This window comes from Luteimonas sp. YGD11-2 (assembly GCF_004118975.1).
GTDB lineage: Bacteria > Pseudomonadota > Gammaproteobacteria > Xanthomonadales > Xanthomonadaceae > Luteimonas > Luteimonas muca.
In genome coordinates this window covers 2606446-2629350 of record NZ_CP035376.1, presented here as the reverse complement: position 1 = coordinate 2629350, position 22905 = coordinate 2606446, and the positions used below count along the sequence as shown (strand labels likewise).

The following is a 22905-nucleotide window of genomic DNA, read 5'->3' as shown; positions in this document are numbered from 1 at the left end:
CTCAATCGTCCCGCGGCAGGGCGCGGTTGAAGCGGCTGGCAGGGCGCAGCAGCCACCAGGTGAACAGGCTCGACGCGGCGGTGGCTGCCCAGAACGCGAAAAACCCGGCCGTGTAGCCGAGTCCGCGGGTGATCGCCAGGCCGGGGAACGTCATGTCGCGCAGTGCAAGCGGATCGACATGGGCAAAGAACGCCATCGTCGCCACCCCCGCGGCGAAGAAGCTCGGCCAGAGGATGGCGCCGAGCTTCTGCGCCAGCGGGCGCGGTGGGTGGTCGAAGACCGGGGGCGCCCCGGTCATTGCACACCCGCGGCCGTGCCGCCGGCCGGGTTGGACAGCGACCACACATAGGCCGCCACCAGCCGTGCGCGGGTCTCGCCGAGCAGGTCGCGATGGGCGGGCATGACGCCGTGCCGGCCCTGCGCGATGCTGCGGTGGATCGCCTCGGGGCTGCCGCCGTACAGCCAGTAGCCGTCGGTCAGGTCCGGCGCGCCGAGCGCTTCGTTACCGGTGCCGTCGATGCCATGGCAGGCCACGCACACGCCCTCGTAGAGCTGCTTGCCGCGGGCGGCGAAGTAGTCGTTGCGGTTGGCCGGCTGCGACAGCGAGCGGGTGTAGGCGACGATCGAGGTCATCGCGGTGTCGCCGCCCATGCCCGTGAGCACCTGGCCCCACGGCGGCATCACGCCCTCGCGGCCGTCGAGGATGCTGGTGAGGATCTGCTCCGGTTCGCCGCCCCACTGCCAGGAGTCGTCGCCGAGGTCGGGATAGCCGATCGCACCGCGGCCGGCCGAGCCGTGGCAGGTGGCGCAGGTGTTGGTGAACACCGAGCGGCCGATCGCCAGCGCCGTCGGGTCGGTGGCCAGTTCCTCCGGCGGCCGGCCGGCGTACATCGAGAAGGTCTCCTCCATGCGCGCCGCGTTCTGCGCCAGCTGCCGGTCATGCTCGGAGGCCGAGCTCCAGCCGCTGTAGCCCGCATAGCCACCGAACCCGCCGTACCACGCCAGGTAGCCCACGGCGAAGACGATGGTCAGGTAGAACATGTTGATCCACCACCTCGGCAGTGGCTTGTTGTACTCGGTGATGTCGCCGTCCCAGACGTGGCTGGTGTCGGTCGGTGCCGGGTCGCCGGGGCGACGGCGCGCCGTCCACCACAGCAGCCACGCGCAGCCGGCGATGTTGAGCACCACCAGGACGATGACGTACCACGACCATCCAGTGCTCATCGTGCGCTTTCCCCGTTGTCCTTGCCGTTCTGAATTCCGTCCGCCGCGTGATCCGCTGGCGGCACCCCGTTGTCCGCCCTGCGATCCGCGGGCGGGTCCTCGTCATCCGCCAGCGGGAGGCGCGCGGCCTCGTCGAAGTCGCGCTTGCGCCGCGGGCTCCAGGCCCAGATCCAGCCGCCGATGAACAGCAGCAGCAGGATCACCGTCACGATTCCCGACACCATCTCAGCGCCCCTTCGGTGCGTGGCGGCCAAGGCCCTGCAGATAGGCGACCACCGCATCGAGCTCGGTGCGCCCACGCACGTCCTCGCTGGCGGCGGCGATCTGCTCGTCGGTGTAGGGGTCGCCCAGGGTCTGCAGCGCGCGCATGCGGCGGGTCACGTCGCCGGCGCTGACCAGGGTGTTCTCCAGCCACGGGTAGGAGGGCATGTTGGATTCCGGCACCACGTCGCGCGGGTTGATCAGGTGCACGCGGTGCCAGTCGTCGGAATAGCGGCCGCCGACGCGGGCCAGGTCCGGCCCGGTGCGCTTGGAACCCCACTGGAACGGGCGGTCGTAGACCGATTCGCCGGCCAGCGAGTAATGGCCGTAGCGCTCGGTCTCGAAGCGCAGCGTGCGCACCATCTGCGAGTGGCAGTTGTAGCAGCCCTCGCGCACGTACACGTCGCGCCCGGCCAGTTCGAGCGCGGGGTAGGGTTCGACGCCGGGCAGCGGCTCGATCGCCTCGGCCTGGTACATCACCGGGATGATCTCGGCGAGGCCGCCGAACGACACCACCACCGCGATCAGCACCGCCATCAGGCCGACGTTCTTCTCGATCTTCTCGTGCGGGTTGTTGCTCATCGGTCGCTCCGGGTCAGGCGTGGTCGGCGGCAGGCGCCAGCACGGGATTGCGCACCGGGCCGTTGCCGCGCGCCATGGCGAAGGTCTTCCACACGTTGGCGGCCATCAGCAGCATGCCCGCGACCACCAGCACCCCGCCGACCAGTCGCACCATGTAGTAGGGGTAGGTGACCGCCAGCGACTCGACGAAGCTGTAGGTCAGCATCCCGTCGTCGTTGGTGGCGCGCCACATCAGGCCCTGCATCACGCCGGCGATCCACATCGCCACGATGTAGAGCACCACGCCGAGGGTGTGCACCCAGAAGTGCAGGTCCATCCAGCGCACCGAGTACATGTTCGACAGGCCGAGCACGCGCGGCAGCATCGAATACAGCGAGCCGATCGAGATCATCGCCACCCAGCCGAGCGCGCCGGCGTGCACGTGGCCGATCGTCCAGTCGGTGTAGTGCGACAGCGAGTTGACCGTCTTGATCGACATCATCGGTCCCTCGAAGGTGGCGATCATGTAGAAGCTGATCGCCACGATCAGGAACTTCAGCACCGGGTCGGTGCGCAGTTTGTGCCACACACCCGACAGGGTCATGATCCCGTTGATCGCGCCGCCCCAGCTGGGCGCCAGCAGGATCAGCGAGAACACCATGCCCACCGACTGCGCCCAGTCCGGCAGCGCGGTGTAGTGCAGGTGGTGCGGGCCGGCCCACATGTACACCGCGATCAGCGCCCAGAAGTGCACGATCGACAGGCGGTAGGAATAGATCGGGCGCCCGGCCTGCTTGGGCACGTAGTAGTACATCATCCCGAGGAAGCCGGCGGTCAGGAAGAAACCGACCGCGTTGTGGCCGTACCACCACTGCACCATCGCATCCACGGCGCCGGTATAGACCTGGTACGACTTGCCCAGGCTCACCGGCAGCGCGATGTTGTTGACGATGTGCAGCAGCGCCACGGCGATGATGAAGGCGGCATAGAACCAGTTCGCCACGTAGATGTGGCGCACCCGGCGCTTCGCGATCGTGCCGATGAACAGCACCGCGTAGGACACCCACACCGCGGCGATCAGGATGTCGATCGGCCATTCCAGCTCGGCGTATTCCTTGCCCTGGGTCAGGCCCATCGGCAGGGTGATGACCGCGGCCACGATCACCGCCTGCCAGCCCCAGAAGACGAATGCGGCAAGCCTGTCGGACAGCAGCCGCACATGGCAGGTGCGCTGTACGACGTGCAGGCTGGTGGCCATCAGCGCGCTGCCGCCGAACGCGAAGATCACCGCGTTGGTGTGCAGCGGGCGCAGGCGGCCGTAGCTCAGCCAGGAGATGCCGTCGGTCATCGTCGGCCAGTACAGCTGGGCGGCGATCACCACGCCCACCAGCATGCCGATCACGCCCCAGACCACCGTGGCAACGGCGAACTGGAGCACGACGCGGTCGTTGTAGTACTCGTTGCGTACGGCAGCAGCCGACGCCATCCCGGCGCCGGTGGGCGCCAAGTGTGTGGAATCCATGCAGATCTCCTGGTTCGGGCGTATTGTCGCCGCCTGCGTGAGGTGGCGGGTTGATCGAGATCAACCGCACACGGTTTGTAGCATGCGATAACGGCCCCGTCGGGGCCGGAGGCCGCGCCATGCGACACGATGCACGATCCGTGCCGGCCGCGCGATCGCGCGTATCCGTGCACGCGGTTCGACGCGAAGCCGGCACTCTGTGGCAAAATCGCACCACGATTGCACGCCGGCGCCGCCGGCCTTGCAGCTCACGGGTCGTTAGCTCAGTCGGTAGAGCATCGGACTTTTAATCCGCTGGTCGATGGTTCGAATCCATCACGACCCACCACTCGCGCCAGTCGCCTGCTCGGGAGCCGCTGGCCGGGCGTACGCTTTCCGGGTGTTGAACGCCACGGTCCACTGTGATGTCCACGCGTCTTGCCTTCATGTACGGTAGCCTGCCGTACGCACTTGGAGGCCAACATGACCGCAACCGCCGATCGTCTCGACCTGCGCCTGAGCGTCGAGGACAAGAACCGCCTGCGTCGCGCCGCCGAACTGCACGGCCTGCCGGTGGCCACCTTCGTGCGCGAAGCCGCGCTGCGCGAGGCCGAGACCACCATCGCCCATCCGCCCAAGACCCGCCGCGGCGGCCTGGCTGCGCGGCTGCGCGGCCGCGCGACGGCGCGCATGGGCACCGACGAGATCATGCAGCTGACCCGTGGCGACTGACACGCCCGCCGCGACGCCGGCTGCAGCCAGACGCGTACTGGTGGACGCCAACGTCCTGCTGGACGTGCTGACAGACGATCCGGACTGGTACGAGTGGTCGGCGGCGCAGCTCGATGCCTGCGCCGACGGGGCCGAGCTGTGCATCAACCCCATCATCTACGCCGAGGTTTCGGTCGGCTTCGAGCGCATCGAGGAGCTGGACGCGGCCCTGCCGGCTGAGGCCTTCACCCGTCTGGAGCTGCCGTGGGAGGCCGGCTTCCTCGCCGGCAAGGCTTTCCTGCAGTACCGCCGCGCGAAGGGCGCGCGCACTTCGCCGCTGCCCGACTTCTACATCGGTGCCCATGCCGCTATCGAGGGCATGGCGCTGCTGACGCGGGATGCGAAGCGGTATCGCACCTACTACCCGACACTCCAACTCATCTGCCCGCCATGACCAATGCCAACGCACGATCCCTGATGGCCCGCCTGGAGGAACTGGGCGCGCCGGAGCTGCGCCGCCTGCTGGTGGAGCATCTGACCAGGCGCAAGCTGGGGCTGTACTGGGAAAGCGACGCCATCGCGCGCGACGAGGCACTCAATGCCGATGTCGTGTTGCCGCGCCTGGTCCCCGAACTGGGCCATCGGCCGGATGGGATGGCGCCCGGAGAGCCGCACCGTAACCTGATCATCGAGGGCGACAATTTCGACGCCCTGCGACTGCTCAAGTCCACCCATGCCGGACGCGTGCGGGTGATCTACATCGATCCGCCCTACAACACCGGCAACAAGGACTGGGTCTACAACGACCGCTATGTGGGCGCCAACGACCGCTGGCGCCATTCGCAGTGGCTGGAATTCCTGTACCAGCGGCTGAGGCTGGCCCGCGACCTGCTGACGCCCGACGGCGTGATCCTGGTGTCGATCAACGACGAGAACCGGGCGCGGCTGGAGCTGCTGATGGACGAGGTGTTCCCCGGGCGACGGGTCGGCAGCCTGGCCTGGCGCACCAAGGACACCGGCAATGACCTGGGCCAGCGTTTCAGCCATGTGCACGAGCACGTGCTCGTCTACGCCAATCCGGAATTCCGGTTCAACGGCCGGGCGACGGACCGGCGCAAATTCCGGAACCCGGATGGGGATGCGCGGGGCGATTGGGCACCGCGTCCAATCACTACGAACAAGTCTCTGATTGAGCGCCCAAATACTTATTACCCGATCCAGGATCCGGACACCGGCTGCTGGTATCCCTGCGATCCGGACAGCGTCTGGCGTTTTGCATCCGAACAGGAGATCCGGCGGCGGGACGGGATCACGGAAGACCAGGTGCAGGCCGCGCTGGCCGCGCTGCGCAGTGAAACCATCGAGGCGCTGATCGCACAGCGGCTGATCTACTTCCCGCCCTGCAATGGTGACGACGTACTTCGCTTCAAGACGCGTGACGCATTGCTTGAGGCCATCCGTTCCGGGAACGGACCCATGCTCCCCAAGAAGAAGACGCCCTTGCTGCGCGAAGACCTGCCTGACCTCGACTTCTGGATCGGGAAGCCGATCGCGCCCGGTCGCCCGTCGCGCAAGGATTTCTGGGACAGCAGGCCGGAGAGCGAGCGCCTTGCGCCACTGTCGAGCTGGATCGCCGGGTTGAACGAGGACGTCGACTTCGATACCGAAGACGAGGACGAACAGCCGGAGGTGCTGCGCAGCCCGCGCGGCGGCGTGGCGACCGACGAGGTGAAGGCGGAGCTGGGATCCAAGGCGTTCCAGCACCCGAAGCCCTCTGCGCTGATCCGGGCCCTGCTGACCCAGGCCTCCAGGCCGGGCGACATCGTGCTGGACTTCTTTGCCGGCTCGGGCACGACGGGGCGGGCGGTGCTGGAACTCAATGCCGAAGACGACGGCCGGCGTCGCTACATCCTGTGCTCCAGCACGGAAGCCACGGCGAGGGAGCCGGCGAAGAACATCTGTCGCGATGTCTGCGCCGAACGCATGCGCCGGGTCGGTGCCGGCCGGGCCGGCAAGCCCGGATACAGCGCCGGGCAGGGCGGCGAATTCGCCTATCTGCAGCTGGACAAGATTGCGCCTGCCGACATTCCCTTCGAGGCAGGCGCATCGCATGCCCACCCGCTGCTGAGCCTGCGCCTGACCCAGACGCTGCGCCCGTCCGGAGCGGAGGCGGTGCAGTTCATCGCCCGCGCCGACGATTGCGACGTGCTGCTGTGCACGCGCGTGGACCCTGCCTCGATCGAGATCCTGGGTGGCTGGGTGCAGGCCAACGGGGTGGCGCGGATCGCCGTCTACAGCGAGCGTCCCGAATCGCTGGCCGAGGCGCTGGCCAGCCACGGCGTGGACGCGGCGTGCTACGGCTTGCATGAGGCACTTCGCCACGGCCAGGCCGGAGGTGCGGCGTGAGTTCGCTCAATCTCGCCGCCGCACAGTCCAGTGCGCTGGTGCCCGCCGCATTCCAGCGGACCATCATCGACAGCATGGCGGCGGCCCTGCTGCGCCACCCGTCGCCGCCATGCCTGCTCCGCGCGCCGACCGGCTCCGGCAAGACCTTCATGCTCGCCGGCGTGCTGGACAAGGTGTCGGCTGCGCAACCAACCTTGTGGCTGTGGTTCGTGCCGTTCGTGAACCTGGTGCAGCAGACCGAGGACTCCTTGCTGGCCAATGCCCCGGGGCTGACGCCGGTCATGCTGGCGCAGGGACGCAACCAGGAGCCAACGGCCGGGACGGTGCTGCTGTCCACCGCGCAGGCAGTGGCTCGTGCCAAGGATCGCCGGGCCGGCTACGCCGGCGATGCCGACGATGAGCGCCAGACGCTGGACGAGTTCGTGGCCCTGGCCCGCGTGCGCGGCCTGAAGATCGGGCTGGTGGTGGACGAGGCGCATATCGGCCTGGACCACGGCACCGAGTTCGGGCAGTTCGCCCACTGGCTGGCGCCGGACTATCTGGTGATGGCGACCGCGACGCCCAAGGATGCGCGCCTGGACGAGTTCCTGGCCAAGGCAGGGAAGGGTGCGCGCGAAGCATTCGTGGTCAGTCGTTCGGAAGTGGTCGAAGCCCGGCTCAACAAGCGTTACATCGAGGCGGTGGTCTACGACCTGCGGCATAGCGTCTCCACCGTGGCGGACCTCAAGCGCACCGTGCTGCGCCAGGCCTGGCTGCAGCACCTGTGGCTCAAGCGCAGGCTGCAGGAAGCCGGCGTTGACCTGACGCCCTTGCTGCTGGTGCAGGTGGCCAATGGCAAGAACGCGGTCGAAGAGGCGCAGACAGAGCTGGTGCGGCTGTGCAAGGTGCCGCCCGCGGTGATCGGAACCCATTCGGCGGACGATCCTGACCCAGTGCTGATGGCGGCCATCGCCAACGACAGCAGCAAGGAAGTGCTGATCTTCAAGCAGTCCGCCGGTACCGGCTTCGATGCGCCGCGCGCATTCGTGCTCGCATCGACCAAGCCGGTGAACGACGCCGACTTCGCCATGCAGTTCATCGGGCGCGTGATGCGGGTGGCGCCTGCCATCCGCAAGGCGTTTCCCAGGCCACTGCCGATTCCGCCGGAGCTGGATACGGCCTATGTTTACCTGGCCGATGCCGAGGCCCAGCAGGGGTTCCAGTCGGCCGTGAATACCAGTGGTGCGGTCAAGAGCCAGCTGGAGGGCCAGACCGAGCGCATGGTGACCCGGCAGACCGCGTCGGGGGCGACGGTTTTCAGCAACCGGGTAACACCGCAGATGCCGGTGACCTACGAGGAGATGCCGCAGGACGCTGTGACCTCACGGGCGCCCGTCAAGGAGCTGGGCAATCCCGGCGAGCCTGCGCAGGAAGGGCTGTTCGCTGGGGGAGCTGCAGAACTCGATCCCGGCACGACCCTGATGGGGTGGGACCGTGTCGTGGCAGCTGGCGCTGGCGCGGCCGCGGTGCTGCCGGCGGATGAAGAGGCGTTGATCGAATCCCTGAAGGCCATGGGGCTGCAGCCGTATCGTCGCAGCATGCGGTCGGCCGCCGTGCCGGCCTGCCTCAAGCAGGAAACCCGCCCGATGCTGGCCGACATGGCGCAGGTGTCGCGACAGGCGGCGATGGAGCTGCCGATGGATGGCAATCTGATCGCCAGTGCCGTGCGTGCCACCTACCACTTGCTGCGCGAGAAGGAGGTCCACACGGAACTGACAGCCGGCCAGCGGCATGAGGAAGAGGTGGCCATCATCACTGACCGGGGCGCCCTCCTGCGCGAGGCCGAGAGCTGCCTGCGGCGCATTCCGCAGGTGGAGGATGAGGATGTCCGCATCATCGTGACGACGCTGGCCGAGCGGCTTCGGCCGGACGTCGAAATGTCCCCGGCCGAAGTCGGTGACGCTGTCCACGATGAGAAGCGTCTGATGCAACTCGCCCGCGATGCCGCCTGCTGGGTCATCCGCCGGGAGGCCCAGGCCTTGACCGAGCTGGTGCAGGACAGCGTGGCGCGCTTTGCCACGGTGAACGACGCGGCGCCTCTGCCCGATGCCTTGCTGTACCCGCTGCAGCATCCACTGGCACCGTCGCGCAAGAACATCTATGGCGTCATTCCACCGCACAAGGATCGGCTCCAGCACGATCGGGATGGTCTGGACATCGATGCCCAGACCAGGCTCGGCGAGTCAACCGCACCGTATGCGGGCGGCCGTTGGCACGTCTCGGGCTTTGACGCTTCCATGGGGCTGAATGACGAGGAACGCGCATTTGTAGAAGCCCTGGACCGGGACGACGCGGTGCTTTGGTGGCACCGAAACCCGGATCGCAAACCCTGGTCGGTGCGGCTGGTGCGTGGCGAGCACCGCAACTACTTCTACCCGGACTTCGTCATCTGTCTTTCGCATCCCGAGGGAGCGCCGGAGGTGACGCGGCTGGTGGAAACCAAGGAAAGCACCAAGGACGCCTCCCGCAAGTCGCGCCGTATACCGAAGATCTACGGGAAGGTGATGTTCGTCACCAAGGACGGCGACAAGCTCAGGGTCGTCAATGACGACGGGAGCCTGGGCGCCACCTTTGACTGGGACGAGATGGCGCCAGCCTGGGACTGGATGGCCGCCAGTGCGGCGGGATGAGGCTACCGCGCTGTTCGCATGGACTGAATGCCTGACTGCCCGAAGCTTGCCGCTGACAACGGAATTCCGTAATCTTTGCGGCAACACACCCGCCACGCTTAGCCCTGCCTCGGCAGGTGACGCGCATAATTGGCGGGTTTTTATTGCCTGAACAATGCACTACACCAAGCCGGCCCTGACCTTCGACGAGCAAATGGACTTGCTGCGGCAGCGCGGCCTGGCCATCCCTGACCCCGACCGGGCCATGCGATGGCTCCAGAAGGTCAGCTATTACCGCCTCAGCGCCTATTTCCTTCCGTTCAAAGATGGCGAGGATTTCCGCGCCGGTACCGACTTCAACGATGTGGCCGGTCTGTACATCTTCGACCGCAAGCTGCGGCTGCTGGTGCTCGATGCCATCGAGCGCATCGAAGTCGCAATCCGCACGGCCATCACCTACGAGATCGCGCACGCCTACGGGTCGTTCGGTCACACCGACCCTGCCAACTTCGCCCCCGGCTTCGAGCATGGCCGATTCATGGACGAGCTGGTCGGGGAGGAGAGGCGAGCGAAAGAGACGTTCGCGGGACACTTCCGGAAGAAGTACACCTCCGAACCCCACTTGCCGGTCTGGATGGCGACCGAGCTGCTGTCCTTCGGCGCAGTATCCAAGCTCTACGCTGCGCTGGCGCCGGCGTTGAAACAGAAGATCGCGGCAGAGTACGGGGTGGATGAACAGTTCCTGCGCAGCTGGCTGCATGCGCTGACCTACCTGCGCAATGTCTGCGCCCACCACAAGCGGCTCTGGAACCGTCAATTCGCGATCCGGCCACGGTTCCCTTCGCGTAGCCTGACCTGGCCGCACCAGGTCCCGGACAACGGCCGCCTGTACGGGATGCTGGTTGTGCTCAGGCACATGCTGCTGTTGGTGTCACCCGGCTGCCAATGGCGCGAACGACTCTGGGCACTGCTGGACGCGCATCCCGCGGTGCCGCTGGACGCGATGAAGATTCCAGCGGACTGGAGGGGGCGGCACCTGTGGCGCTAGGTTCGCGCGGCGGTGCGCCAGCGGTACACCGCGCAGTCCCTGCGCGGCTTGCGTCGCTGTCGGGGCCATTTCCCGGGATCGATCCGGGGATCCGAGTCGGCGGGGTCGGCGTAGGTGTGGGCATGCGCTGCCGCGTTTCCTGCACCGGTGCCCGCCGACGTTAATGTCCTGCGTATCGGTGAAGCCGCGACGCTTGATGCGGCGCGTGCTGGGGCGTTGCCATCGCGGTGACGCCCTCCGCGATCGCGGAGGGCAGCGGTGCGCCGGCCGCGGCCTGAACATCCCGGGCCGGCAGCGTTGAAGCGCGGCCACGCCGGGCGCAGATCGGGCATCCTGACCGCTATGTTCGCCACGTCGCGCATCCCGGCGCGCCGCATGTGCAAGCCACCGTCGCCGTGCAGGCGAGACCCATGCCCCTCGAACCCTTCCATCCCGCCGTTGCGCAGTGGTTTGCCAGCGCATTCCCCGCGCCGACTCCGGCGCAGGCGGCGGCGTGGCCGGCGATCCGTGCCGGGCGCGACGTGCTGGTGTCCGCACCGACCGGGTCGGGCAAGACCCTGACGGCCTTCCTGACCGCGATCGACATGCTGGTGCGCGAGGGCCTGGCGACCGCCGGCGGGTTGGTCGACGAGACAGCGGTGATCTACGTCTCGCCGCTGAAGGCGCTGTCCAACGACGTGCAGCTCAACCTCGAAGCACCGCTGGCCGGCATCCGCCAGCAGCTCGCGGCGCTCGGCTTCGACGACGTGCCGATCCGCGCCGCCGTGCGCACCGGCGACACCCCGCAGGCCGAGCGCGCGCGGATGCGTCGCCGCCCGCCGCATATCCTGGTGACCACGCCGGAATCGCTGTACGTGATGCTGGGCTCGGCATCCGGCCGCGACATGCTGCGCACGGCGCGCAGCGTGATCGTCGACGAGATCCACGCGGTGGCCGGTGACAAGCGCGGTAGCCACCTCGCGCTGACGCTGGAGCGGCTGGATGCGCTGGCGGGGCGGCGGCTGGTGCGCGTGGGCCTGTCGGCGACGCAGAAGCCGATCGATACCGTGGCGCGTTTCCTGGTGGGCGCCACCGCCGACGATGTAATGCCCGACTGCGCGATCATCGATGTCGGTAGCGACCGCCCGCGCGACCTCGGCCTGGAACTGCCGCCCACGCCGCTGTCGGCGGTGTTGTCCACCGACCAGGCCCAGCAGGTTTACCGGCGCATCGCGCAGCTGGCACAGACCCATCGCACCACCCTGGTGTTCGTCAACACCCGGCGGATGGCCGAGCGCGCCGCACGCCATCTCGGCGAGCTGCTGGGCCGTGAACACGTGGCCGCGCACCACGGCAGCCTGTCGCGCGAGGCGCGGCTGGATGCCGAACAGCGGCTCAAGCGCGGCGAGCTGCAGGTGCTGGTGGCGACCGCGTCGCTGGAACTCGGCATCGACATCGGCGATGTCGACCTGGTCTGCCAGATCGGCTCGCCGCGCTCGATCTCCGCATTCCTGCAGCGCGCCGGTCGTTCGCGCCACCACGTCGGCGGCGTGCCGAAGGCGCGGCTGTTCCCGACCAGCCGCGACGAGCTGGTGGAGTGCGCCGCGCTGCTGGACTGCGTGCGTCGTGGCGAACTCGACGTGCTGCGTATCCCGCAGGCCGCGCTCGACGTGCTGGCGCAGCAGATCGTGGCCGAGACCGCCGCGCAGGACTGGGACGAGGATGCGCTGTTCGAGCTGGTGCGCCGCGCCTGGCCGTACCGGGCGCTGGAACGCCATGACTTCGATGCGGTGGTGCGCATGCTTGCCGACGGCTACGTCGGCCGCCATGGTCCCCGCGCGGCCTGGGTGCATCGCGATGCGGTGCACCGTCGCCTGCGTGCGCGCAAGGGCGCGCGGATGGTGGCGACGATGTCCGGCGGCACCATCCCGGAAATCGGCGATTACACCGTGATGCTGGAGCCCGATGGCCACGGCATCGGCAGCGTCAACGAGGACTTCGCAGTCGAAAGCCTCACCGGTGATGTGTTCCAGCTCGGCAATGCCAGTTACCGGATCCTGCGCGTGGAGCCGGGGCGGCTGCGGGTGGAGGACGCGCACGGGCTGCCGCCGACGATCCCGTTCTGGCTGGGCGAGGCGCCGGGACGTACCGACGCGCTGTCGGCGGGTGTGTCGCGCCTGCGTGCCGAGGTGGCGGAACGCCTGGACGCGACCCCGGCCGCGGCGCCGGAGGACATGCATGCCGACGCCCGCGACTGGCTGCAGCGCGGGGTCGGGCTGTCGCCGGAAACCGCGCGGCAGATCGTCGACTACCTCGGCGCGGCACGCGCGTCGCTGGGCGTGCTGCCCACGCAGCAGTGCGTGGTACTGGAGCGCTTCTTCGACGCCAGCGGTGGCACCCAGCTGCTTATCCACGCGCCGTTCGGCAGCCGCATCAACCGCGCCTGGGGCCTGGCGCTACGCAAGCGCTTCTGCCGTACCTTCAATTTCGAGCTGCAGGCCGCGGCCACCGAGGACGCCATCGTGCTGTCGCTGTCGACCAGCCACAGCTTCCCCCTGGAGGACGTGGCGCGCTTCCTGCATTCGGCGAGCGCGCTCGACGTGCTGGTGCAGGCGTTGCTGGATGCGCCACTGTTCGGCGTGCGCTGGCGCTGGAACGCGACCACCGCGCTGGCGCTGCCGCGCTTCACCGGCGGCCGCAAGGTGGCGCCGCAGCTGCAGCGGATGCGGGCGGAGGACCTGCTGGCGGCGGTGTTCCCCGACCAGGTCGCGTGCCTGGAGAACATCGTCGGCGAGCGCGAGATCCCCGACCATCCGCTGGTCGCGCAGACCCTGCGCGACTGCCTGCACGACGCGATGGATGCGCCCGGCTGGCTGCAGGTGCTGGGTGCGATCGAGGCGGGTGATATCCAGGTCGTCGCCCGCGACCTGACCTCGCCGTCGCCGCTGGCCGCCGAGCCCTGCAATGCGCGGCCTTACGCGTTTCTTGACGATGCACCGCTGGAAGAGCGCCGCACGCAGGCGGTGCAGCATCGACGGTATGCGGACCCTGCCAGTGCCGATGATCTCGGCCGTCTCGATCCCGCGGCGATCGCGCGGGTGCGCGACGAAGCCTGGCCGGAGGCGTCGACCGCCGACGAGCTGCACGATGCGCTGATGCTGCTGGGGGCGCTCGACGAGGCCGAGCTGCAACGCACGCCGGAGTGGCCGGCGCTTGTCGATTCGCTGCAGGCGAGCGGCCGGGCGACGCGCATGGCGCTGGGCGATGGTGTGCTGCATGTCGCCACCGAGCGCCTGCCACTGCTGCGCGCGCTGCACCCGCAGGCACCGGTGACGCCTGCGGTGGTGGTGCCTGCGGACTGCATCGGGGATTGGGACGCCGATACCGCGGCTGTCGAATTCGTACGCGCCCGGCTCGGCGCGCTCGGCCCGGTGCAGGCGGATGCCCTCGCGCGGCCACTTCGCCTGGACGTGGGGGTGGTCGAGCAGGCGTTGCGGGTGCTGGAACACGAGGGCACGGCGATGCAGGGCCGGTTCACCGGGGGCGCGGCGCTCGAGTGGTGCGAGCGCGGCCTGCTTGCGCGCATCCACCGCGACACCCTGGGCCGGCTGCGGCGCGAGATCGAGCCGGTCGCGGTCGCCGATTATGTGCGTTTCCTGTGCGACTGGCAGCGCGTGACCGCAGCCACGCGCAGCAGCGGTGCGGATGCACTTGCGGGCGTGCTGTCGCAGCTCGAAGGTTTCGAGGCACCCGCATCCGCGTGGGAAACCGAGCTGCTGGCATTGCGGGTGCGCGATTACGCCATCACCTGGCTCGACGAGCTGTGCACCGCGGGCCGCACGACCTGGCTGCGCCTGCGGCCACGCGCCGGCGAGCCGGTTGCAGGGCGTAGCGGCACCCTTCGCGCCACGCCGGTCGTGCTGCTGCCGCGCCGCGAGGCGGCGCGCTGGACGCGGCTGGCGCCTGCGCCGATGGACGCCGAGGGGTTGTCATCGCGTGCGCGCCGGTTGCACGAGGTGCTGCAGCGGCAGGGTGCGTCGTTCTTCGACGAGCTGCAGGACGATGCGCGCCTGCTGCGTACCGAACTCGAGGACGCGTTGTCGGAACTGGTGGCCGCGGGACTGGCGCACTGCGACAGCTTCGCCGGCCTGCGCGCGCTGCTGGTGCCGCCGTCGAAACGCCCGGCCGCGGGACGACGCGGGCGCAGGGTCGCGCTGTCGGGGATCGCCGATGCCGGCCGCTGGGGGCCGGCCCGCCGTGACGAAGCCGACGCGGGCGCCGACGACATCGAATACGTGGCGCGCGTGCTGCTGCGCCGTTACGGGGTGGCCGGCTGGCGGATGCTGCAGCGCGAACCCGACTGGCTGCCGCCGTGGCGCGAACTGGTGCGCGTGTACCGCAGGCTGGAGGCGCGCGGCGAGATCCGCGGCGGACGCTTCGTGGCGGGCATCGCCGGCGAGCAGTACGCGCTGCCCGAGGCGGTCGGCCTGCTGCGTGCGGTCCGCAACCGTCCGCCTACAGGCGAACTGGTCTGCGTGTCGGCGCATGACCCGCTCAACCTTGCCGGCACGGTGCTGCCCGGCGAGCGCCTGCCACGCCAGCCGGGCGCGCGCCTGGTGCTGCGCGACGGGCATGTGGTGGCGACGCGGCTGGGTGATGCTATCGAGGTGGATGCATCGCTCGACGCCGAAACCGCGGCGGCGGCCCGCGCTGCGCTGGTGCGTGAAGTGGTGGCACGGCGGGTGGTCGTGGATCTGCCGGGCCCGACCGTAGCGGCTGCCGGCAGCCCGGGCTGAAGTGAGGTTGTCCTCCCTACACCGCGGAAGCACCGATCGAAGTGCTCCCGGCGTCCAAGCCGCTCCGCCGCGATCCGCGCTGCCCGTCGCGCGCCCAGGGGGGTGTGCTCCCCCGGCCGGAGTCCGCGTCCAGCTACCACGGCCGGCCGCCGGCCATCCATGGCCGGCTGTCCGCACACCCCCCTGGGCACGCGACCGGCTCCTGCTTCCGCCGGCTTCGGCGCGGAGATCAACAGCGACCACCGCGGGGCCTTCTCCCCCGCGCGCGCGTTCTCCGTCGTTGATCTGGTCGTCCCCCGGGACGACGACAGGTCGGAGCCCGTCGCGGACGCAGGGGGATGTCCAGAGTCGGCCATGGATGGCCGGCGGCCGGATGTGGTAGCAGGACGCGGAGATATCCGGCTGGGCATCCCCTGTGGCCGCGGCGGGCCACCCGGAATGACCTCAATCGTGCTCGAACACCACGTCCAGCACCGCTTCGCCGTAGCGCTCGAGCTTGCCGGCGCCGATGCCGCCGATGCCGCCCAGTGCGGGCAGGCTCTTCGGGCGCCGTGCGGCGATCTCGCGCAGGGTGGCGTCGTGGAAGATCACGTAGGCCGGCACGTTCTGTTCGCGGGCCAGGCGGCCGCGCATCGCACGCAGGGCCTCGAACAGCGGCTGGTCCGGTGCCGGCACCGCTGCGGCGGCACTGGTCGCGCGCGCACCGCCGCCGCCGCTGCGCGCCGGCGGCAGCTTGCGCAGGCGCACGCCCTGCTCGCCGCGCAGAACGGCGCGGCTGGCCTCGGTCAGGCGCAGCGCGCCATGGCCCTGTGCATCCACCTCCAGCAGCCCGTGCGCGACCAGCTGGCGGAATACCCCGCGCCACGCGCGCGCGTCGAGTTCGGCGCCCACGCCGTAGGTGCTCAGGCGGTCATGGCCGAACTGGCGCACCTTCTCGGTATCGGCACCGCGCAGGATGTCGATCACATGCGCGGCGCCGAAACGCTGGCCGCTGCGGAACACCGCGCTCAGCGCCTTCTGCGCCGCGACCGTGGCGTCCCAGCTCTCCGGTGGCTGCAGGCAGTTGTCGCAGTTGCCGCAATCGTGCTCGCCGCTGCCGCTCGCACCCGCAGGGGTGTAGCGCTCGCCGAAGCTTGCCAGCAGCACCCGGCGACGGCAGGCCATGGTCTCGGCGTAGCCCACCAGCTGGTCGAGCTTGCGATGCTCCAGGCGCTTGCGTTCCTCGCCCGATTCCGACTGCTCGATCATCTGCCGCAGCAGCACCAGGTCGCCCAGGCCGTAGCACATCCAGGCATCGGCGGCCTCGCCATCACGGCCGGCGCGGCCGGTTTCCTGGTAGTAGCCCTCGATCGATTTCGGCAGGTCGGTATGGGCGACGAAGCGCACGTCCGGCTTGTCGATGCCCATGCCGAACGCGATCGTGGCCACCATCACCACGCCGTCCTCGCGCAGGAAGCGGCGCTGGTGGGTGGCGCGCAGGCGTGACTCGAGGCCGGCGTGGTAGGGGAGGGCGTCCACACCCTGCGCCACCAGCCATTCCGCGGTCTCCTCGACCTTGCGCCGCGACATGCAGTAGACGATGCCGGCGCTGCCGCGATGCGCCTGCAGGAAGTCCAGCAGCTGGCGGCGGGCGTCGTCCTTCTGCACGACGTGGTAGCGGATGTTGGGGCGGTCGAACGAGCTGACGAAACGGCGCGCGTCCTCGAGCTGCAGGCGCTCGGCGATCTCGCGCTGGGTGGGCGGATCCGCGGTGGCGGTCAGCGCGATGCGCGGCACCTCCGGCCAGCGCTCGTGGAGAATGGTGAGCTCGCGGTATTCGGGGCGGAAATCGTGGCCCCACTGCGACACGCAATGCGCTTCGTCGATCGCGAACAGCGCGATCCGTGCACGCTCCAGCAGTGACAGGAAGCGCCCGGTCAGCAGCCGCTCGGGGGCGACGTACACGAGATCCAGGCCACCTTCGCGAAGCTGCTGTTCCACCGCCTGCGCTTCGGCGGCATCGAGGGTGGAATTGAGGTAGGCCGCGCGCACGCCGAGCTGGCGCAGCGCTTCGACCTGGTCCTGCATCAGCGCGATCAGCGGCGAAATGACGATGGCGCAGCCGTCGCGCAGCAGCGCCGGCACCTGGTAGCACAACGACTTGCCGCCGCCGGTGGGCATCAGCACCAGGGCGTCATTCCCCGACGCTACATGGTCGACGATGGACGCCTGTTCGCCGCGGAAGGCGGCATGGCCGAAGACGTTCTGCAGTACTGCGTGGGCGGTGCGCGACATCGGCACAGGATACCGTGCGGATCCCGTGAGCCGCGGTCAGGAGGTCCGGTGTCGGGTCCGGAAGCGGCGACAAGTGGATGGGCGCGGATCCGTCGCCCGACGGCGAAGCCGGACCGCACCTGCTGGTCGTACGCCAGCCGCCGCGGCCCCAGGGGGATGCCCAGCTGGATATCTCCGCGTCCGGCTCCCACATCCGGCCGCCGGCCATCCATGGCCGGCTCTGGACATCCCCCTGCGGCCGCGGCGGGCCCCGAACCGTCGTCGCGTTTCCGGAAGAGATCAACGGCGAGAACCAGGGCCTCGTGGCGGCGACTTTCGGCCTGCCGCCTCTACCGCCATTGCGCCATTGCCGCCGCTGCCGGCGTTGAGGCCGTGTCGTACCTGCCGACCGCCAAGCGGAACTGCCGAACGCGTGAGGCGGGCATCTCAGCGGCAGGCGACGCCTGCACCACCACTGTTGATTCCCGTGCCGGAGCCGGCGGATGCCCGGGCCCGTCGCGTGCACCGGCGGGTGTGCGGACAGCCGGCCAATGGAGGGCCGGCGCCGGCCGTGGTCGCTGGACGTGGACTCCGGCCGGGGGAGCACACCCGCCAAGGCGCGCGGCGGGCGGCGCGAAGCAACAACGGAGCAACTCACGGACGCACGGACAGGCCGCCTGTCTGCCATCACGCCGGAGCCGTAAGAAGCATCTTCCTAACGGGTCACTGCAGCAGCGAGCGCAGCATCCAGGCGTACTTCTCGTGGGTCTGCAGACGCTGGGTCAGCAGGTCCTCGGTCGGGTCGTCGTCGCCGTCGTCTGCAATCTCGAGCGCCACGCGCGCGCTGCGGCAGACGGCCTCGTTGCCCTCCACCAGCTGGCGCACCATTTCTCGCCAGTCCGCGGCCTTCTCGAGGCCAGGCTCTTCCTTGATCGAGGTCAGCTCGATGAATTCCGCGTACGAGCCCGGGGCGTTGTAGCCCAGCGCGCGGATGCGTTCGGCGACGTCGTCGAGTGCGTTCCACTGCTCGGTGTACTGCTGCTCGAACATGTTGTGCAGGGCGTTGAACATCGGCCCGGTCACGTTCCAGTGGAAGTTGTGGGTCTTGAGGTACAGCGTGTAGGCATCGGCAAGGAACACCGACAGCGCTTGGGCGATCTTCCGGCGATCCTCCTCGGGAATACCGATGTCGATGGCGGGCGCGCGCGATTGCGGCTCCGGCGATGCGGTGGTCTGCACCGAGGCATGGGTGGATGCGTCAGGGCTGGGGTTCTGTTCACTGGCCATTTCAAGCTCCATTGGGTGGATGCGGCGACAATACGGCAGCCGCCGTGGCCGATGTGTGACCTGGAAGACCCGCTTGCAAGCACCCAAGACGCCCCGCCCGCCCCGCGCCCCTGCGCGCCCCGATCCCGCCCTGCAGGCGGCGCGCGCGGCGATCGACGGTGCCCTGTCGGGCGACCGCGGGCGGCTGCACGGCCTGTGGTCGCGCTGGCGGGCGCGGGCGGACGATGCCGCCGCGCAGCAGGCGTTCGAACAGGCGCTGGCGGCTTCGGTCGCCACCCGCGAGACGCGCGCCGCGGCACTGCCGCGGGCCGACGTCGACCCGTCGCTGCCGATCGCCAGCGAGGCCGGGCGCATCGTCGAGCTGATCCGCAACCACCAGGTGGTGGTGATCGCCGGTGAGACCGGGTCGGGCAAGACCACCCAGCTGCCCAAACTGTGCCTGCAGGCCGGGCGCGGCGCCGCCGGCATGATCGGCTGCACCCAGCCGCGGCGCATCGCCGCGCGTGCGGTGGCGCGCCGGGTGGCGGAGGAGCTGAAGGTGCCGCTGGGCGGCGCGGTCGGTTTCCAGGTTCGCTTCAACGACCAGGTCGGCGAACGCACCGCGGTGAAGTTCATGACCGACGGCATCCTGCTGGCGGAGATCGCGTCCGACCGCTGGCTGTCGGCCTACGACACGATCATCGTCGACGAGGCGCACGAGCGCAGCCTCAACATCGACTTCCTGCTGGGCTATCTCAAGCAGCTGCTCGAGCGCCGCCGCGACCTCAAGGTGATCGTCACCTCGGCAACGATCGACACCGAACGCTTCTCGAAACACTTCAACGATGCGCCGGTGGTCAACGTGGAAGGGCGCGGTTATCCGGTCGAGGTGCGCTGGCGGCCGCTGGGCGAAGCTGCGCAGAGCGACGCCGACACGCCTGGCGCCGCGGCCGGCCGCAGCCCACGCAGCGATGACGGCGCCGAGACCGTTTCGGTGCTCGACGGCATCGTCGCCGCCTGCGACGAGATCATGCGCGAGGCGCGCGGCCCCGGCGGCATCGGCGACGTGCTGGTGTTCCTGCCCGGCGAGCGCGAGATCCGCGACGCCCACCAGGCGCTGGAGCGCCGCAAATACCGCCATACCGAGGTGCTGCCGCTGTATGCGCGGCTGTCCACGCGCGACCAGGACCGGGTGTTCAATCCCGGTCCGCTGCGGCGCATCGTGCTGGCGACCAACGTCGCCGAAACCTCGCTGACGGTGCCGCGCATCCATTACGTCGTCGATCCCGGCTTCGCGCGGGTCAAGCGCTACAGCCCGCGGCAGAAGCTCGACCGCCTGCACATCGAGCCGGTCTCGCAGGCCGCCGCCGACCAGCGCAAGGGCCGCTGCGGGCGCATCGCACCCGGGACCTGCATCCGGCTGTATTCGGAAGCCGATTTCCTTTCGCGGCCGCAGTACACGGATCCGGAGATCCGCCGCGCCGCGCTGGCGGGGGTGATCCTGCGCATGCTGTGGCTGGGCCTGGGCGACATCGGGAGCCGTGCGTCGGCATCGCCGAAACGCGCCGCGACCAACAGCCGGGTCATCGAGGATTTCCCGTTCCTGGAAGCGCCGGACCCGCGCGCGATCGCCGACGGCTGGCAGCAGCTGACCGAGCTCGGCGCGGTGGATGGCGAGCGCAGGCTCACCGCGACCGGCCGCACCATGGCGCGGCTGCCGGTGGACGTGAAGCTGGCGCGGATGCTGGTGGCCGCACAGGCGCATGGTTGCCTCGAACCGATGCTGGCGATCGCCGCCTTCCTCGGCATCCAGGATCCGCGCGAACGCCCCGCCGACCAGCGCGCGGCGGCCGACAACGCGCATGCGCTGTTCGCCGACCCGCGCTCGGAGTTCGTCGGGATCCTGAAACTGTGGGAGGCCTATCGCGGCGCCCACGAGGAACTCACCCAGTCGCAGCTGCGGCGCTGGGCGGAGAAGCACTTCCTCGGTTTCCTGCGCCTGCGCGAATGGCGCGAGCTGCATCGCCAGCTGAAGCTGCAGTGCGCCGATCTCGGCTGGGCGGTGGAGCAGGGACGCACGCCGTTGCGTGAGCCTGCTGCCGGCGCGGATCCGGTGCCGGTGATGGACGCGCGTGGCTACGCAGCCCTGCATCGTGCGCTGCTGGTGGGCCTGCCGACCCAGCTCGGCCATCGTGGTGATCGCGGCCAGTACGAGGGCCCTCGCGGGCGCCGCTTCCAGCTGTTTCCGGGATCCACGCTTGCGCGCAGGCCGCCGCCGTGGGTGCTGTCGGCGACGCTGCTCGATACCGAAAAGGTGTGGGCGCTGACCAATGCCACCATCGAGCCGGACTGGGCGATCGCCGAACTGCCGCACCTGCTGGCGCGCCGCCACCACGATCCGCACTGGTCGCGTGCGCAGGGCCGGGTGATCGGCAGCGAGCAGGTCAGCCTGTTCGGGCTGGTGCTGGCGCCGAAACGGCCGGTCGACTACGGGTGCCTGTACCCCGACGAGGCGCGCGCGATGTTCCTGCGCGACGGCCTGGTCACCGGCGAGATCAACCTGCGTGCGACGTTCCTGGCGCGCAACCTGGCCACGCTGGCGCAGGCGCGCGAGGAGGAGGCCAAGCAGCGCCGCGTGGGCCTGGTGGTCGACGAGGAATGGATGCAGCAGTGGTACCACGACCGCATTCCGGCCGGCATCGTCGATGCGCGTTCGCTGGAGGCGTGGTGGAAGAAGGCGTCGCCCGCCGAGCGCGACGCGCTGGCATGGACGCGCGACGACCTGCTGGTCGCCGACGAGACCGATGCCGACCGCTTCCCCAAGGTGCTGGCGGTCGGCAATGCACGCCTGGAGGTCGGTTACCGCTTCGAGCCCGGCGCGGTCGACGACGGCATGACCGTGCGGGTGCCGCTGCACCTGTTGAACGCACTCGATCCCGCGCGGCTGTCGTGGCTTGCGCCCGGCTTCGCCGAGGACCGTGCGGCGGCACTGATCCGCGGGCTACCCAAGGCCCTGCGCCGCAACTTCGTGCCGGTGCCGGACTTCGCCCGCGCCTTCGCCGAAGCCCATCGCCAGCCCGGGGCCGATGCGTTCACCGGCGTGCTGGCGCGCTTCCTCAAGCGCCTGACCGGCGTCGACGTGGCCGCCACAGATTTCAACGAAGAGGCGCTGGAGCCGCACCTGCGCATGAACCTGCGGTTGCTCGCACGCGACGGCCGCCAGGTGCTTGCGGAATCGCGCGACCTCGCGGCGCTGCGTGCGCGCTTCGGCGCCGACGCCGACGCGGCATTCGCCGAGCGCGCGGCGGAGGGGCTCGCGCAGACCGGCCTGACCACGTTCCCGGACACGCCGGTGCCGCGGTCGGTGCCCGGCGCCGGTGGCATCACCGCATATCCCGCGCTCGACGATGCCGGCGACAGCGCGCGGCTTGCGGTGTACGCCGATGCCGCGGAGGCCGCGCGCCGGCACCCGGGCGGCGTGCGCCGGCTGCTGCGTATCGCGCTGGATGCGAAGCTGCGGCAGGCGCGCAAGCAGCTCACCGCGAAGCCGAAGACCGCGCTGCTGTATGCCGCGATCGAAGCCGCGGCACCGCGCGCGGTGCGCCCGGAAGGTGGCGACCCGCTGCGCGACGATCTGGTCGAGGGCGCGTTCATCGCACTCGCCGCCGATGGCCTGGAGACGATCCGCGACGCCGCCGCGTTCGCGGACCGGCGCGACGCGATCGGGCGCGAACTGTTCGGCGAGGCGATGCGCCGGCTGCAGCTGGCCGAACGTGTGCTCGACAGCATCGCCGACATCCGCGGCCGCCTCGAGGGCGGGCTGATGGGCTGGGCACGCGCCAACCTCGACGACATGCGCGCGCATCTCGACAGCCTCGCGCCGCCGGGCTTTCTGTCAACCACGCCGGATGCGCTGCTCGACCAGATGCCGCGTTACCTGCAGGCGCTGTCGCTGCGTGCCGAACGCGCGCTGCGCGACCCGTTGCGCGACCAGCAGCGCATGCTCGAACTCAAGCCCTTCGTCGATGCGCTGGTCGAGGCCGAAGCCGATGGCATTGCGTCCGATCCGGAATGGCGCGCGTTCCGCCAGGACCTCGAGGAACTGCGGGTGTCACTGCATGCGCAGGAACTCGGCGCGCGCGGCGGCGTGTCGCCCAAGAAGCTGGCGAGGCGCCTGGAGGCATTGCAGGGCTGAGAACCCGCCCCGCCGCGCCGGATGAGGGCGCCGACGGAGGAACCGGGCTTCGGCGA

At 69.7% G+C, this 22905-nt stretch carries 13 protein-coding genes, 1 tRNA gene and 1 pseudogene; 8 read left to right on the top strand and 7 right to left on the bottom strand.

Annotated elements, in window-relative coordinates:
* Position 1: 1 nt before the first annotated feature.
* Genes ERL55_RS12135 through ccoN form a run of 5 tightly spaced genes read right to left on the bottom strand, consistent with a single transcriptional unit; the run spans position 2 to position 3532 of the window.
* Complete coding sequence (locus ERL55_RS12135; RefSeq protein ID WP_129136642.1) at positions 2–298, bottom strand: hypothetical protein; 297 nt, start codon at positions 296–298, stop codon at positions 2–4.
* Positions 295–1224 (bottom strand): cytochrome-c oxidase, cbb3-type subunit III, encoded by a 930-nt coding sequence (ccoP, locus tag ERL55_RS12130; RefSeq protein ID WP_129136641.1) that lies wholly within the window; start codon positions 1222–1224, stop codon positions 295–297. The genes ERL55_RS12135 and ccoP overlap by 4 nt, the downstream gene beginning before the upstream one ends.
* Positions 1221–1433 carry a cbb3-type cytochrome c oxidase subunit 3 gene (locus ERL55_RS12125; protein ID WP_241685760.1) on the bottom strand — a complete coding sequence of 71 codons (213 nt, stop codon included), beginning with the start codon at positions 1431–1433 and terminating at the stop codon, positions 1221–1223. The genes ccoP and ERL55_RS12125 overlap by 4 nt, the downstream gene beginning before the upstream one ends.
* Positions 1434–1449: 16 nt before the next feature.
* Positions 1450–2067 carry a cytochrome-c oxidase, cbb3-type subunit II gene (ccoO, locus tag ERL55_RS12120; protein ID WP_129136640.1) on the bottom strand — a complete coding sequence of 206 codons (618 nt, stop codon included), beginning with the start codon at positions 2065–2067 and terminating at the stop codon, positions 1450–1452.
* Positions 2068–2080: 13 nt separating this feature from the next.
* Positions 2081–3532 (bottom strand): cytochrome-c oxidase, cbb3-type subunit I, encoded by a 1452-nt coding sequence (ccoN, locus tag ERL55_RS12115; RefSeq protein ID WP_129137335.1) that lies wholly within the window; start codon positions 3530–3532, stop codon positions 2081–2083.
* 288 nt (positions 3533–3820) lie between these two features.
* On the opposite strand from ccoN, the gene ERL55_RS12110 reads away from it, so the two are divergent.
* The 7 genes from ERL55_RS12110 (at position 3821) to ERL55_RS12080 (ending at position 15135) form a co-directional block, all read left to right on the top strand.
* Positions 3821–3896 (top strand) — tRNA-Lys (locus ERL55_RS12110).
* Between the two features lie 134 nt (positions 3897–4030).
* Positions 4031–4279, top strand: coding sequence for a DUF1778 domain-containing protein (locus ERL55_RS12105; protein ID WP_129136639.1), 249 nt, complete (start codon positions 4031–4033; stop codon positions 4277–4279).
* 40 nt (positions 4280–4319) lie between these two features.
* The gene (locus tag ERL55_RS12100; RefSeq protein ID WP_241685759.1) at positions 4320–4712 is read left to right on the top strand and encodes a type II toxin-antitoxin system VapC family toxin; all 393 of its coding nucleotides are present in this window, start codon (positions 4320–4322) and stop codon (positions 4710–4712) included.
* A gap of 155 nt (positions 4713–4867) precedes the next feature.
* Positions 4868–6664 (top strand): site-specific DNA-methyltransferase, encoded by a 1797-nt coding sequence (locus ERL55_RS12095; protein WP_206733317.1) that lies wholly within the window; start codon positions 4868–4870, stop codon positions 6662–6664.
* A complete protein-coding gene (locus tag ERL55_RS12090; protein ID WP_206733316.1) occupies positions 6661–9333 on the top strand; it encodes a DEAD/DEAH box helicase family protein in 2673 nt (890 codons plus the stop codon). The genes ERL55_RS12095 and ERL55_RS12090 overlap by 4 nt, the downstream gene beginning before the upstream one ends.
* Before the next feature lie 154 nt (positions 9334–9487).
* Positions 9488–10360, top strand: a complete 873-nt coding sequence (locus ERL55_RS12085) for an Abi family protein (protein ID WP_129136636.1) — start codon at positions 9488–9490, stop codon at positions 10358–10360.
* Between the two features lie 410 nt (positions 10361–10770).
* On the top strand, positions 10771–15135 hold the full coding sequence (locus ERL55_RS12080; protein ID WP_129136635.1) for a DEAD/DEAH box helicase: 4365 nt from the start codon (positions 10771–10773) through the stop codon (positions 15133–15135).
* Between the two features lie 444 nt (positions 15136–15579).
* Here ERL55_RS12080 and recQ read toward each other — a convergent pair whose 3' ends face one another.
* Together recQ and ERL55_RS12070 are read right to left on the bottom strand one after the other, a co-directional pair.
* Positions 15580–17409 (bottom strand): DNA helicase RecQ, encoded by a 1830-nt coding sequence (gene recQ, locus ERL55_RS12075; protein WP_129136634.1) that lies wholly within the window; start codon positions 17407–17409, stop codon positions 15580–15582.
* A gap of 702 nt (positions 17410–18111) precedes the next feature.
* Positions 18112–18597: pseudogene (locus tag ERL55_RS12070) on the bottom strand (Dps family protein); the annotation flags it as partial.
* Positions 18598–18748: 151 nt separating this feature from the next.
* Between ERL55_RS12070 and hrpA the strand changes: the two are divergent.
* The gene (hrpA, locus tag ERL55_RS12065) at positions 18749–22849 is read left to right on the top strand and encodes an ATP-dependent RNA helicase HrpA (RefSeq protein WP_241685758.1); all 4101 of its coding nucleotides are present in this window, start codon (positions 18749–18751) and stop codon (positions 22847–22849) included.
* Positions 22850–22905: the final 56 nt, after the last annotated feature.